Source organism: Salinimicrobium tongyeongense, assembly GCF_026109735.1.
GTDB classification, from domain to species: Bacteria; Bacteroidota; Bacteroidia; order Flavobacteriales; family Flavobacteriaceae; genus Salinimicrobium; species Salinimicrobium tongyeongense.
The window spans coordinates 1,705,492-1,720,787 of sequence record NZ_CP069620.1; the positions used below are offsets into that span (position 1 = coordinate 1,705,492).

The window sequence follows — 15,296 nt, forward strand, 5'->3', positions numbered from 1 at the left end:
CAACCAGAAAAATTGAAATAATGAAAAAACTGGGATTATTACTTGCTCTTTTTTCTTTCAACCTTTCCCTGGGGCAGGAGCCTGTGCAGTATGTAAATACGCTTATGGGAACAGATTCAGCCTTTGAACTTTCCAATGGGAATACATATCCTGCAATTGCTCTTCCGTGGGGAATGAATTTCTGGACGCCCCAAACAGCTAAAATGGGAGATGGATGGACCTATAATTATGATGATTATAAGATTCGTGGCATAAAGCAAACACATCAACCCAGCCCATGGTTGAATGATTATGCAGCCTTTTCTCTTATGGCAGTGACAGGTGACCTCCAATATAAGGAAGATGAAAGAGCTTCATGGTTTTCCCATAAAGCCGAAATTGCCAAACCTCATTACTACAGTGTTTATTTAGCTGATTATGATGTTACGGTTGAAGTTGCACCTACAGTTAGAGGAGCACATTTTCAGTTCACTTTTCCAAAGGCCGATAGTTCTTACATACTGCTTGATGCTTTTTTAAAAGGATCAATGGTGAAAATTATTCCTGAAGAACGAAAAATAATTGGATATGCCAGAAACAATCACGGTGGCGTACCTGATAATTTCCATAACTATTTTGTGGCAGAATTTGATAAGGATTTTCAAATCACCCACACATGGGGAGATGAATGGACGCTTGATTTAGGTGCTACTGAAAAAGAGGGGCAGCATGTGGGGGCAATTGTTGGGTTTAAAACTGAGAAGGGAGAAAAAGTTAATGTTAAAGTAGCTTCCTCTTTTATAAGTTTCGAGCAGGCCCAACGTAACCTTGATAATGAATTAGCAGGGAAAAGCTTTAAAGATATTAAAGAAGAAGCCGAAGCTATATGGAATAAAGAATTGGGCCGAATAGAGATTGAGGATGATAATATTGATCATAAAAGAACATTTTATTCAAGTTTATATCGGGTTCTTCTATTTCCCAGAAAATTCTATGAAATAGACGAGAATAACGAGGTGGTTCATTACAGCCCGTATAATGGGAAAATTTTGCCGGGTTACATGTTTACAGATAATGGTTTCTGGGATACTTTTAGAGCGGTGTTCCCCTTCTTTAATTTGATGTACCCCGAGATGAATAAGAAGTTTATGGCAGGGTTGGCTAATACTTATAAAGAATCGGGATGGTTACCGGAATGGGCGAGCCCTGGACACCGAAATGTAATGATAGGCTCTAATTCAGCTCCTATTATAGCCGATGCTTTTCTCAAAGGAAATGTTTATGATGAAGATGTAGATGTATTGTATGAAGCCATTCTTAAAAATGCAAATATTGAAGAAGGACGTCCGGAATCTTCAGTGGGAAGAGAGGGACTGAATTTTTATAATAAACTGGGTTATGTCCCTTATGATGTGGGAATTAATGAGAATGCCGCAAGAACTTTAGAATACGCCTATGCCGATTGGACAATTGCAAAATTTGCAAAAAAACGAGGAGATAAAAAAACCTCCCGTAGATTTTATGAGCAGGCAAAAAATTATAAAAACCTATTTGATCCTGAAACTAACCTAATGCGAGGGAAAAACAAGGACGGTAAATTTCAGAAGCCATTCAATCCGTTAAAATGGGGAGATGCCTTTACAGAAGGTAATAGTCTTCACTATACCTGGTCTGTTTTTCATGATGTCCAGGGGCTCGTTAATTTGATGGGTGGAGAAAAAGAATTTACAACAATGCTAGATACGGTATTTAGTATGCCCCCAGATTTTGACGATTCCTATTATGGATTTACAATTCATGAAATAAGAGAGATGCAAATCGTGAATATGGGGAATTATGCTCACGGGAATCAACCTATTCAGCATATGATATACCTTTATAATTTTGCGGGGGAATCCTGGAAAGCTCAGGAAAAGATAAGGGAAGTCCTTACAAGGTTATATTCTCCAACTCCCGATGGATATAGTGGCGATGAGGATAACGGACAAACATCGGCTTGGTATGTTTTCAGCTCTCTTGGATTTTACCCTGTTACCCCCGGAACAGATCAATATGTTTTTGGTAGCCCGTTATTCCAAAAGGCAAAGCTTCACCTGGAGAACGGGAATGTCTTTACCATTTCTGCAGAAGATAATTCAGGTTCTAATTTTTACATCGACTCTCTAAAGCTTAATGGGGAAGAATACCACAAGACTTATCTAAGTTTAAAAGATATCCTCCCAGGTGGAGAAATTAAATTTAAAATGAGTGATTCACCAAACAAAAGCTTTGGGCAGCATGAGAATGCTTTACCTTATTCCATGAGTCCGAAAAAATAACCCTACTATGAAAATCCGATTTTTTTTTGTTCTTAGTTTATTTTCATTACAAATTCTCCTTTCTCAGGAGCCGGTGGAATTTGTTAACCCTTTTATAGGAACTTCCAATTATGGAGCTACCAATCCGGGAGCCATTGCGCCACGGGGAATGGCAAGTGTTTCCCCATTTAATGTGGCTGGCGGCACTAACAAACTCGAGAAGGATAGCCAGTGGTTATCGAACCCTTATGTTCATGAAAATGTTTTTTTGACCGGGTTTAGTCATGTGAACCTTAGTGGGGTTGGTTGTCCCGATCTTGGGGTTATACTGGCCATGCCTACCACAGGTGATGTTGAGACAAACCATGAAACCTATGGTACAACTTACAAGAACGAAACCGCTAAAGCGGGATATTATGCTGTAGAACTGGATAAATATCAAATAAAAGCAGAAGTAACAGCATCTACAAGGGTAGGAGTTAGCAAATATTCTTTTCCAAAAGGAAAGGCTAATATCTTAATCAATCTAGGTTTGGGGCTAACAAATGAACAGGGCGGAATGTTAAAAATAAACTCCCCAAGTGAGGTAGAAGGGGTGAGAACAGTAGGTTCTTTTTGTTATAACAATCCTGAAGCTTCTTATCCGGTATATTTTGTCGCACAACTATCTAAACCTTCAAAGGAATTCGGTGCGTGGAAGAACCCTTATAACTATGAGGGGGTGGAAGCACAATGGATGACTTATAATGATAAGGTAAGAATTAAAAAAGGTTTTACACGCGAAGTTGTAGGGGACAGTATTGGAGCATATTTTTCATATGATTTCCAGCAGCCAACAGAAGTTGAATTAAAAGTGTCGGTATCATATGTGAGTATTGAAAATGCCAGAGAGAACCTTCAGAAGGAAGTTGGGAATCGAAGCTTTAATGAAATATATGAAGAAACAAGAGATGCGTGGAATGAAAAACTTTCGGTGGCTGAAGTGGAAGGGGGAAGTGCTGAAGACAAAACGGTATTCTATACAGCTTTATATCACACCCAAATTCATCCAAATATAATCAGTGATGTCAATGGAGAGTATCCTGAAATAGCAACTGGGAAAATAGGACAAACCGAAGGTAGCCGATATACCGTGTTTTCATTATGGGATACTTACAGGAATTACCATCAATTAATGACCCTGCTTTATCCCGGGGAACAGACGGAAATGATCAATAGCATGTTAGCGATGTATGATGAGAATGGATGGTTGCCAAAATGGGAATTAAATTCTACAGAGACCTTTACAATGGTTGGAGATCCTGCTTCTGTAGTTATTGCTGATTCTTACCTGCGCGGTCTTAGAAATTTTGATGTAGAAAAGGCTTACCAAGCTATGCTCAAAGGGGCTACAGTTACAGAAAACAATCCTCTTCGTCCTGGAAATGCTGAGTATGTAGAAAAAGGATATTTAAGTGTTGAGAGTGGAATAGCAGGACCTGTTTCAACGACCCAGGAATATAATATATCTGATTTTGCTATTGCACAACTAGCCAAAGCCCTTGGAAAAAAAGAGGACTATAAAAAATTTTATAAACGCTCACTGTCTTACAGAAAATTGTATGACAGTAAAACCGGACTGTTAAGACCAAAAAGAGCTAATGGAGATTGGTATGAACCTTTTGACCCCAATGCCGGTGCAAATTTCACTAAAAATGTAGGATATATTGAAGGGAATGCCTGGCAATATGTTTATATGGTGCCGCATGATATCTGGGGAATGATCAAGCTAAAAGGAGGTGGAGAAAATTTCATTCAACAACTGGATTATATATTTGATGCAGGTCATTACGATATGGCAAATGAACCTGATTTTGCTTACCCTTTTCTTTACAACTTTATAATGGGAGAAAATGATAAAGCACAGAAAAGGATTAATGATTTACTTGGTAGGTACTATTCTAATGCGCCTGCAGGACTACCTGGAAACGATGATACAGGTACAATGAGTGCCTGGGTAATTTATGCCATGATGGGCTTTTATCCAGTGACCCCGGCAGATCCGGCCTATACACTCTTTGCACCTAAGTTTAAAAAAGTAACTCTTCACCTGAAAGATAATCATGAAGTTGTGATAAAATCTTTTATTAAGGCTGGAGAACCTCTAAAATATGTTTTAATAGACGGAGAAAAAAATAAAAAAATGTTTATTTCTCACTCAAAATTAATAGAGGCATCATTAATTGAAATGCATTGAAAACCGTTTAAAATGTGTAAATCTATATCGTTTTCGAACCCAGGAAGTTGTTGAGCTATCCACCGCTGCTATTCGTCGAAATTCGATTTTTCCCTTAACACTCCTGTAACATTTGCAGTATATTTACTTCATCTTGTAGACATTATTTAATCAAATTACAACAAACCATGAAAATCAAATTATTTATCTTGTTTGGTTTTGCGCTCGGGCTTTTTAGTCAGAATATGGTAGCGCAGGATCAGACAATATCTGGAACTATTACAGACGCTCAGAATGGAATGCCACTTCCGGGTGTAACAGTTGTGGAAAAAGGTACCATGAATGGTGCAGTAACAGATATGGATGGGAATTACATGATTGACGTTCCTTCTGATGCTGTTCTTGTTTTCTCTATGGTAGGATTTACCACTAGAGAAATTACTGTTGGGCAACAAAGTACTATAGATGTTCAATTAACAGCAGATGTTCAAGCCCTGGATGAGGTAGTGGTAACTGCTCTGGGAATCAAGAGGGAGACTAAGAAACTCGGCTATGCAATGAGTGAAGTGGAAGGAGATGAAATTAGTAAAACCAACACTGTGAGTCCTGTAAGAGGGCTACAGGGGAAGGTTGCTGGTGTAAGCATCGGATCTTCAGATGGAGGATTATTTGGAAATTCCAAAATCCAAATTCGGGGGATTTCTTCTTTAAATTCAAACAATAACCAGCCAATCTTCGTAATAGACGGAGTTATTCTTGAAAATTCAGTTGCTGATGAAGCGGCAGATTGGTCTGCAAGTGCGAATGACTACGGAAATATTCTTAAAAACCTAAACCCTGACAACTATGAAAGTGTATCGGTGCTAAAGGGTGCAGCTGCGACAGCTTTGTATGGTTCTCGCGGTATTAACGGGGTGGTAATAATTCAAACAAAAGATGGTTCTGGTGTTCGAGGATTAGGTGTCACCGTAAGCCAAACAGTCGGTATTGAAGATGTATACAGGCAACCGGCGTTACAGAATGAATTTGGTCCAGGAACACTTCCCGGATATGTGGGTTATGGAAGACAGGATTCAAATGGGGATTACTACAGGTTTAGCCCTGAATTCTATTATAATACTGATGGAAATCCCACTTTAATTAATCATGCAGGTGGTGGGCTTAGTTACGGGCCAAGGTTTGATAGTAGTGTGATGATCGAAGATTATGACGGCAATCTGATTCCTTACGTGGCTAATGAGGATAACATGAAAGATGCGTACGACACTGGGTGGAACAGTAATACCCACTTTGCTATAAAAGGTGGGAATGAAAAAGCGACGTTCTACTTATCAGATTCTTACAGTTATAGAACAGGCGTTCTACCTAACAATAGTTTTGATCGAAACACTTTAGCTTTTAGAGCTAGTTATGAAGTAGCCCCGTGGTTAAAAGCTAATGGTTCTGTTACATTTACCCAATCTGCGTCTAAAAATGCAAGAAATGATTTTTCTGAAATTTTTGCAACGGGTGGTTTTGAAAGAATTTATAATACTAGTAAATATTCTCAGAGAAGATATTGGCAGGCTGAACATGGCGGAATTCCTAATTCTGATTATGGTGACGAGTATGCTTATGCACCCAATGCAGGTTTGTGGTTCTCTTTTAATACTGCAAATGCTGTGCAAGAAGAGACTGTTGTTCGTCCTGTAGTAAGTTTGTCGGCTTCTCTTACTGACTGGCTTACTCTTGCTGTAGAAGGAAATATGAATTACTATACCACCCGGTTCGAAAATAAAAATTTAGGAAGTGGTTTGGCAAATGAAGGTGGGGGATACGAGTTGAACCATACAAGAAACGTGAGCAGAACAGGTAAGATTACCTTAAATGCAAATACCCAGATCAATGAAGATTTCTCTGCCCAGGTTTTACTCGGAGGAGAGATTTGGGATCAGGAAAAATCACAAAGTAATGTGAGAACAGATGGTGGACTTGTTTTCCCTGGTAATTTCTTTATTGATAACTCTAAAAGAGATCCAATAGGATTTGCAAGTGTATTTGGAACTAAACAAATTAATTCGTTGTACTTCCTTACTAGTTTTGGATATCAGGATCAGGTTTTTCTTGATATAACAGGTAGAAATGACTGGTCTTCGGCTCTCGTTTATACAGATGGTACAGGAAATAACTCGTATTTCTATCCTTCCGTTTCTACATCGTGGATATTTGATCAGACCTTTGAAATGCCTGAATGGGTTACTTTCGGAAAATTGAGAGCTTCTTGGGCACAAGTAGGTAGTGATACAGATCCATACCTGATTAACCCTGGATACCAAATAGGTAGCTTTGAAATGGAAAATGGGAATTTTGTTCCCTGGAATAATATTTCTACTACCTTAGTGGATAGGAGCATTGAGCCAGAAAGAAAAAATTCATTTGAAATAGGTGCAGATCTTAGGTTCCTTGAAAATCGTATAGGTTTAGACGTTGCCTATTATGATGAGACTATCAAAAATCAAATTGGTTCTGTTCCAATTCCAAGGGAATCAGGCTATAATAATCTGTTTACCAACGTAGGAACACTTAAGAATTATGGATTGGAACTTAGTTTGACTGTGGATCCAATTAGAACAGAAAACTTTAGGTGGAGATCTACTTTTAACTATTGGGATAACACTACAAAAGTTACCGAGTTACATGAAGATTACGGAGAATATAAAGTATTAGGAGGTTATACTAACTATGGGAACTATCGAATAGGTTCTGTTGCATTTGAAGGTGGTGAATACGGAGTATTAATGTCTGATAGTTCTAAAAAGTTATGGCAGTCTACTGATGCAAATGGGAATCCTATAGACGATCCCAGAAATGGAATGCCTATCTTAAAATATAGTGATGCTAACCGTGGAGCGGTTTATACACGTAGTGGTGTTGTTGAAGAGATTGGTAAAATTCAGCCTGACTTTGAAGGTTCATGGAGCAATGAATTTTCTTATAAAGGGCTTACATTATCCGTGCTGTTAGATGCTCGTTTTGGTGGTCATATTGCTTCTTACTCTAGTAAATATGGTACAGCTTATGGATATTTAGAAGAATCGCTTGATGGACGAGCTCCTGAATATGGCGGTGTAACATGGACATCTGAATATGCTGATACTCAAGGACAGGTATTTGAAGATGGTATTATTCCTGAAGGAGTTTTTGGTCCTGACCAGTCGGTCACTGCACCTGATGGAACAATTGTTAATGTAGGCGGGATGACATTTCAGGAAGCTTATGATCAGGGCTATGTTGAACCTACTCACGCGGGCTACTATCATTACTTTAATAATGCCTGGAGTTCTGGGGTAGTTAATGATGACTGGTTTACAGAATTAGAGTATATCGCTTTAAGAAACATTAGTATTGGTTATAATTTTCCATCTAATATCAGTGATAAAATCAAAGCACAAAATCTGTATATTGGAATTAATGGACATAATCTTGGCTACTTACACAATTCATTGCCAAATGATATTCATCCTGAAGGATTTAGAGGAACAACGAGTTCTGCTTCATTTTTGGAGAGATCTTTTACTCCGTACACAGCCTCTTACTCCATGACAGTTTCTATTGACTTTTAAAAATCATGATTTATGAAAAATACAATTAAATTAGCTTTATTTTCTGCACTCATCTTTACGGTAGGATGTGAGAAAGAAGATTTTGCAGACTTGAATAGTGATCCATCCCAGGTTGCTGAGCCAGAGTTGACGCTTTCAATGACTCAGGCTATTGAGCAGATGTATGAAAACGATTATACTACATGGTTCTACAATGCCTTTGATTACACTTATCCGTGGTCACAAGTGGTGACAGGAGGAGTGAATTCCGGGAATACAGAGCAGGTAGTGGAGATGGGCCCCAAAGGTGACCATAATATTTACTCTTCCCTAATTCCTACAGTGAGAGAAATTCGAGCAAGAATTGATGCTATGGCTCCTGATGAGCAAGAAGAAAGACGAGCCATGAGAGCCATGACTTATCCTATCCAGATTCTTCCTGCTATGACACTTACAGACCATTACGGTGCAATAATTTATAGTGAGGCTGGAATGGCTCCATACACTACTCCTCCTTTGTTAACTCCTGTCTATGATTTGCAATCCGAATTGTTTAATATTTGGCTTGATGAGCTCGATACTGCTATTGTTGACCTTATGGCAGAGGATCAATTCGATGTGGGAGATCAGGATCTTATTTATGGAGGTGATTATAAAAAATGGGCTCAGTTTGCCAATCTTCTTAAATTAAAGATCGCTGCAAGACTTGTAAATAAAGATAGGGCTAAAGCGATAGAAATAGTAGAGGAAGTTGTCAATTCTCCCGCAGGATATATGGATCAACTTTCAGATGATTTTCTTTACCACAAAGGTGTTGATTACTTTGGTACCGGGGAAGGCGTAGGTGTAGGAATGGGAGCAGAGAATTTTATTGATTTTCTGCTTGAGAATAAGGATCCGAGGTTAAGAGTACTTTTTGAAAAGAACTCCTTTAATGGTGAAGTCGTACAGGCATTTTTAGATGCCGGTAAGCCATTACCGCCTTATGTCGCAGAATATGTTGAAACTGATTCAAATGGTGATTTTGCTGGATGGTCTGGACCGGGTGAACCATGGGTTCGATACCACGGGGTTCCTCTTGCGCCTGATGCAACTATAGATGGCGACAATGATTTTTATTTTAATCAAAGCGTTAATAATAGAATTGGCGTTGATGGTGTAGAAAAAGTGTATGCTTCAACTTCAAATTTCAATGAGAGATTAGTACGTACCGCTATTAACTTCACCTACCCTACTAAGCCTGGAGGACGTATTCTGGAGGTTGTTGACAATTTCCCTTCATTGAAAGTTATTTTAGGATCATCGGCAGAGACTATGTTTTACCTGGCAGAATTTAAATTACTTGGAGCAAATATTTCCGGTTCAGCTCAGGAATATTTTGATAAAGGTGTGGAATTATCTGTAAGAAGACTGGATCTAATGGCACAAAACAACCGTTATCCTTATTATGATGAAGATCCCGTTTATTTGGATTCCGAGCTTGCATCTGAGGGAAGTACAGCTCTGAGAGATGGTGAAATTCAGGCCTTACTGGATCAACCTGCCTACGATTTAAGCTCTGATGGACTTGAAAAAATCTATATTCAACAGTACATCAATTTTGCAGCTACTCCTGGTGATCTCTGGACTACTGTGAGAAGGTCAGGTATTCCGGTAAGGAATAGTAACATCTTCCCATGGGATCCTCTTGTTGCAGGTGGAACGGAATTGGTTATCCCCCGTAGATTTAGTGTAGAAATACCTACTGAAGACAACAAGAACTTTGAGAATACAGAGGCTGCATACATTAGTCAGGGCTTCACTCCAGGATCGGTTAATCCACTTATTCTTAATGAGGAAAGAATTTGGTTTGATGAACCAAACCCTGATTATGGTGCAGGTCCTAAACAATAAAACTCAAACAGGATCAATCTAGTTGCAAATATCTACTAGTGTTTGAATTAGCAATATTACCAAGAGAATATTTGAAAACCAGATTATCATTAAAAGGGAATTTCTATTTAGAGGTTCCCTTTTTTTAATTCAAAAATAAACGAAATGAAAATAACCAAATTACTTATATTCTTCAGCTTACTTCTTTCGGTGAGTCATTTATCTGCCCAGAAAAGACAGGGTAATATTGTAGAATATTTTGGAAAAGAAAAAGTTGAAGATATCAATGAAGGAGAGGTAATCCATCTCTTTAAGGAAGGTTTAATCCTTTCGAGGAAGAGACTTCCTGGTGAAGCAAAATCAGTTCTAAGTGATCCATTTTTTGCAAATTTACTTCAGGATAAAACCATGGTTATCTCTGAAGGAGAAGAAGCTTTTGCTGATGTTGACACTAAGGCGGCTAAATGGGAAAGAATTAAGGTAAGTGAAAACAGTGAATTCGATAATGATGGCTTTAGAAATGGCTATCTCTACCTGGAGTATGATTCAGATTCAGAAAAGACAGTGATATTCGAAGCTTCTGGGCATACAGCAGCCTTAATTAATGGTCTGCCTCACGAAGGAGATCATTATGATTTCGGTTGGAGTCTTATTCCCGTAAAACTTCAGAAAGGGAAAAATGAATTTATTTTAACCGGAGGCAGGTTTTCTCATATGCGTGCAAGACTATTAAAGCCCAACCAACCGGTACAGTTTACCACAAGAGACATGACTCTGCCAGATGTTCAGAGAGAAGACAAAGAAGCTTTAATAGGTGCAATCAGGATTATGAACAGCAATGATTCGTGGCTCAAGGACGCTAAGATAGTAACAATTGCAGGGTCTAATGAAAATGAAACTAATGTACCCTCTGTTTCTCCCTTAAATGTGAGAAAGGTGCCTTTTAGCATTCCTGTTCCCGAAATTCTTCCTGCAGGTGATACGTTTAGGGTAGTTATCCAGTTAAAGGATAGGAGAGGGAAAATAATAGATTCTAAAAATCTTGAATTGGCAATAAAATCAAAACATGCCCATCATAAAAAGACCTTCATTAGTGATATTGATGGAAGTGTGCAGTACTATAGTGTTGCTCCATCACTTACAAAAGATAAAGAACAACAGGCTTTATTTCTTTCTGTTCATGGTGCTTCAGTAGAAGCTGTTAATCAAGCCAACGCCTATAAACAAAAAGACTGGGGCCATTTGGTGGCTCCTACCAATCGGAGGCCCTTTGGTTTCGCATGGGAAGATTGGGGGCGCTTGGATGCACTGGAAGTACTGGAGCATGCCGAGGAGCTATTTAAGACAGATCCGCAGCATACTTACCTAACTGGCCATTCAATGGGGGGACACGGCACATGGTATTTGGGTGTTACATATCCAGATAGGTTTGCGGCCATCGCACCTGCTGCGGGATACCCAGATTTACTCGAGTACAGGCACAGTTTTATTAAAAGGGCTGCAGAAAGACCTGAAGAATACTTTGAAAGGTTCGGTATGAGTAAATCTGAATTCCTTAAAGGTATATCTGCTGGCTATGAAAAGGAATCTGACCGGTTAATGGATTCCATGGTTAGAAGAGCTGGAAATCCAAGTAGAACCCTGAAGCTGGAAAACAATTATCTTCACTTCGGAATTTATGTGCTTCACGGAGAAGCAGATTCGGTAGTACCTACTTTTATTGCTCGCGAAATGCGCGAACGTTTAGGGAAATTTCACAATGATTTTGCTTATTATGAATATCCAGATGGAACCCACTGGTATGGAGATCACAGTGTAGATTGGCCTCTTATTTTCGATTTCTTTAAGGCACGAAAAATAGAATCTCCGGAAGAAATAGATGAAATTGAATTTTCTACCGGTTCTCCCGGCGTTTCTGCAACTTCTCATTTTATCACTATTTATCAACAGGAAAAACCTTTTGAGATTAGCTCTTTTAGGTTTGATAAAGAAGACGGTAAGGTGTCTTTAGAGACAGAGAACGTAGAAGTTTTAAAACTGAATTTTAAGGAGATGGGTGTCTCTTCACTTGACACTTTGAGTATTGACAATGAAATTCTCCCCATCAAAACATCAACAAAAAATGCCTTTTTTAGAAAGAATGCAGGTGTTTGGGAGATTGCTTCAACACCTTCAGTTGCAGAAAAAGGACCACACCGGTACGGCGGATTCAAGGATGCTTTCAGAAATAACATGGTTTTCGTTTTTGCAACAAAAGGCTCAAAGGAGGAGAATGAATGGTACTACAATAGAGCAAAATTTGATGCAGAAAAGTTCTATTACAGGGCAAACGGCAATGTTGAGTTAGTAAGGGATGTAGATTTTAGGGCTGATAAATACAGTGACAGGAACGTGATTCTTTATGGAAATAAAAGCAATAATGCTGCCTGGAACAGGCTCTTAAAAGACTCTCCCATTCAGGTCACAAAAAATAAGCTTCAGGTTGGAGATAAAACCTTTTCTGGGGAACAATGGGGTGCTTATTTTATTTTCCCAAGAAGAGATAGTGATATAGCTAGTGTAGGTGTGATAACTGCAACAGGTGAGAGAGGAATGAAAGGGGCATATGCAAATGACTACCTTGAAAATGGCACCTTTTTTCCTGATGTTATGATTTTTGATGATACAATGATGAAAAATGGTATTTCGGGACTTAAGTATAGTGGGTTTTTTGATAATTCATGGAATGTTGAAGGCGGAGACTTCTATTGGAGAGAATAAATGATCACTTTAAAAGGAATTGTAGAAGAATGCCTTCTGCAATTCCTTTCTATTAGATATGCTTTAAAACCTACAAATCACCCTTCTTTTTTTAGAAAAAACCTTCTTTGAATTTACTATTTTAGAGATCTCAGGTTTTAAGAGAGAGGTATAAATATTTACCATTTATAAAATTGAACTCCCAATGAGATTTTCTTTTTCCTACATTACCATCACAGTTTTTTTCTTGTGTATTTTTTTTCCCGTGGCTGCTATAAATGCACAGCAGGTAAAAACAATGTCAATATATAAAGATCCTTCAAGGAGTGTTGATGAAAGAGTAAACGATCTTTTAAAGAGAATGACCCTGGACGAAAAAGTAGGGCAGTTATCCACACTTTTGGGATGGCCCATGTATCAAAAAGTTAATGACCATACGGTAGAAGTAAGCCAGGAATTTAAAGACGCAGTAAAAGATCGAAAAATTGGTTCACTATGGGGAACACTTCGAGCTGACCCCTGGACAAAAAAAAACCTGGAGAATGGGTTAAACCCTCTGCTTGCAGCCAGGCTTACAAATGAATTGCAAAGGTATGTCATTGAGAACAGTCGCCTTGGAATTCCCGTTTTTTTGGCAGAAGAATGTATGCACGGTCACATGGCTATTGGCACAACCGTCTTTCCTTCGGCCATTGGGCAGGGAAGCACCTGGAATCCAGACTTGCTTTATGAAATGGCTTCTGCTATCGCACTTGAAACTCGGGCACAGGGAGCACATATTGGGTACGGACCTATTCTCGATTTGGCCCGTGAACCAAGATGGTCTCGGGTTGAAGAAACCTTTGGGGAAGATCCTTATTTAAATGCACAACTTGGCATTGCGGTGGTAAAAGGTTTTCAGGGGGAAGATATTTCTAGTGGTAAGAAGGTCATTTCTACTTTAAAGCATTTTGCGGCATATGGTGTTTCTCAAGGGGGGCACAATGGTGCTGCGGTGATCATTGGAGACAGAGATCTTCAGAATTATTTATATCCCTTTGAACAGGCAGTAAAGGCAGGAGCACTTTCTGTAATGACTGCCTATAGCTCCATTGACGGCATACCAAGTACGGCTCACGATAAACTTCTGGACCAGACCTTAAAGGAAAAGTGGGGATTTGATGGGTTTGTAGTTTCAGACCTGGGAAGCATTGAAGGCTTGGTAGGTAGTCACAACGTGGCTAAATCTCCTCAAGATGCTGCAGCAATGGCAATTAATGCAGGTGTAGACGTAGATTTAGGAGGTAATGGGTTTGAAGCAGCTTTAATTGAGGCGGTAAAGAATAATCAGGTTTCAGTTTCAGTAGTAGATTCTGCAGTAAGTCGGGTTCTCGCTTTGAAATTCAGGATGGGTCTCTTTGAAAATCCTTTTGTTGACACTTTAAATGTTGGAAAAAAAGTAAGAAACGAAAAGCACAAAGCCTTGGCAAGGAAGGTAGCACAGCAATCTCTTATTTTACTGAAGAATGAAGGCAAAATTCTCCCTCTCAACAAAAATGTAAAAAAGGTGGCCGTAATAGGTCCTAATGCGCATAATATATATAACCAGTTAGGAGATTATACCGCGCCTCAACCAGAGGATAATATTGTGACAGTATTTAAGGGTATCAAAAATAAACTCCCCGGGGCGCAGGTAACTTATGTAAAAGGAACGGCTATTCGAGACACCACACAAACTGATATTGAAGCCGCGGTAAAAGTCGCAAAAAATGCAGAAGTCGCAATAGTGGTATTGGGTGGCTCCAGTGCACGTGATTTTAAGACTAAATACATTGAAACCGGTGCTGCAGTAGTAGAGGATGATCAGGGTATTATTAGTGATATGGAAAGTGGGGAAGGCTATGATAGAGCTACCTTACAGGTAATGGGAAAACAGTTAGAACTTCTCAAGGCTGTAAAATCTACGGGTACACCCACAGTTTTAATTACCATAAAAGGCAGGCCTTTGCTTTTAAACTGGCCCGCCGAAAATATCCCGGCTATCCTGGAAGCATGGTACCCCGGCCAGGAGGGTGGTAATGCCATAGCCGATGTACTTTTTGGAGATTACAATCCTTCTGGTAAATTACCAGTATCAGTTCCAAAATCTGTAGGTCAATTGCCAGTCTATTATAATCACCTTGTTCCACAGCATCAGGATTATGTTGAAATAGACGCTCAGCCACTTTATCCATTTGGTCATGGCCTTAGCTATGCTGACTTTGAATATTCAGCGTTGAGTGTGAATGTTCAGGAAAAAGAGCTCCAAACCATTGTTGACGTGCAGTTACAGGTGAAGAATACTGGAGCAGTGACCGGAGAAGAGGTAGTTCAATTATACGTCAATGATGTGGTGACTAGCGTGGTCACTCCTTCCCGCCAGTTAAAGGATTTTCAAAAAATCTCTATTGCTCCGGGAGAAAGCAAAACTGTTAAGCTACAGTTATCTGTAAATGACCTGGCTCTTCTTAATGTTCAAAATCAGCGAACAGTGGAAGCAGGAACTTTTGAAATTATGATTGGTTCCTCTTCTCAAGATATTCGTTTAAAAGAGGAATTCGAGATTACCAAGTCAATAAAGTTATAGAATTATAA

6 protein-coding genes are annotated in these 15,296 nt (G+C 39.1%); all 6 read left to right on the forward strand.

Going from position 1 to position 15,296, the window contains the following annotated elements; all coding sequences use genetic code 11:
* Window positions 1-20 precede the first annotated feature (20 nt).
* The 6 genes from JRG66_RS07585 to JRG66_RS07610 all read left to right on the forward strand — a co-directional run bounded on the left by JRG66_RS07585 (window position 21) and on the right by JRG66_RS07610 (window position 15,288).
* Complete coding sequence (locus JRG66_RS07585; RefSeq protein ID WP_265165334.1) at window positions 21-2,297, forward strand: GH92 family glycosyl hydrolase; 2,277 nt, start codon at window positions 21-23, stop codon at window positions 2,295-2,297.
* A 7-nt stretch (window positions 2,298-2,304) separates the two neighbouring features.
* Complete coding sequence (locus JRG66_RS07590) at window positions 2,305-4,512, forward strand: GH92 family glycosyl hydrolase (protein WP_265165335.1); 2,208 nt, start codon at window positions 2,305-2,307, stop codon at window positions 4,510-4,512.
* 167 nt (window positions 4,513-4,679) lie between these two features.
* A complete protein-coding gene (locus JRG66_RS07595) occupies window positions 4,680-8,093 on the forward strand; it encodes a SusC/RagA family TonB-linked outer membrane protein (protein ID WP_265165337.1) in 3,414 nt (1,137 codons plus the stop codon).
* A gap of 12 nt (window positions 8,094-8,105) precedes the next feature.
* Window positions 8,106-9,965: a SusD/RagB family nutrient-binding outer membrane lipoprotein gene (locus JRG66_RS07600; protein ID WP_265165338.1), complete on the forward strand. Its 1,860-nt coding sequence runs from the start codon at window positions 8,106-8,108 to the stop codon at window positions 9,963-9,965.
* Between the two features lie 144 nt (window positions 9,966-10,109).
* Window positions 10,110-12,704 carry a carboxylesterase family protein gene (locus tag JRG66_RS07605; RefSeq protein WP_265165340.1) on the forward strand — a complete coding sequence of 865 codons (2,595 nt, stop codon included), beginning with the start codon at window positions 10,110-10,112 and terminating at the stop codon, window positions 12,702-12,704.
* 277 nt (window positions 12,705-12,981) lie between these two features.
* A complete protein-coding gene (locus JRG66_RS07610; RefSeq protein ID WP_265165341.1) occupies window positions 12,982-15,288 on the forward strand; it encodes a glycoside hydrolase family 3 N-terminal domain-containing protein in 2,307 nt (768 codons plus the stop codon).
* Window positions 15,289-15,296 lie beyond the last annotated feature (8 nt).

Bases quoted from the DNA above. Each gene is read 5' to 3' on its own strand.
- JRG66_RS07585 (WP_265165334.1), top strand. From the start codon at position 21: ATGAAAAAACTGGGATTATTACTTGCTCTTTTTTCTTTCAACCTTTCC.
- JRG66_RS07590 (WP_265165335.1), top strand. From the start codon at position 2,305: ATGAAAATCCGATTTTTTTTTGTTCTTAGTTTATTTTCATTACAAATT.
- JRG66_RS07595 (WP_265165337.1), top strand. From the start codon at position 4,680: ATGAAAATCAAATTATTTATCTTGTTTGGTTTTGCGCTCGGGCTTTTT.
- JRG66_RS07600 (WP_265165338.1), top strand. From the start codon at position 8,106: ATGAAAAATACAATTAAATTAGCTTTATTTTCTGCACTCATCTTTACG.
- JRG66_RS07605 (WP_265165340.1), top strand. From the start codon at position 10,110: ATGAAAATAACCAAATTACTTATATTCTTCAGCTTACTTCTTTCGGTG.
- JRG66_RS07610 (WP_265165341.1), top strand. From the start codon at position 12,982: ATGTCAATATATAAAGATCCTTCAAGGAGTGTTGATGAAAGAGTAAAC.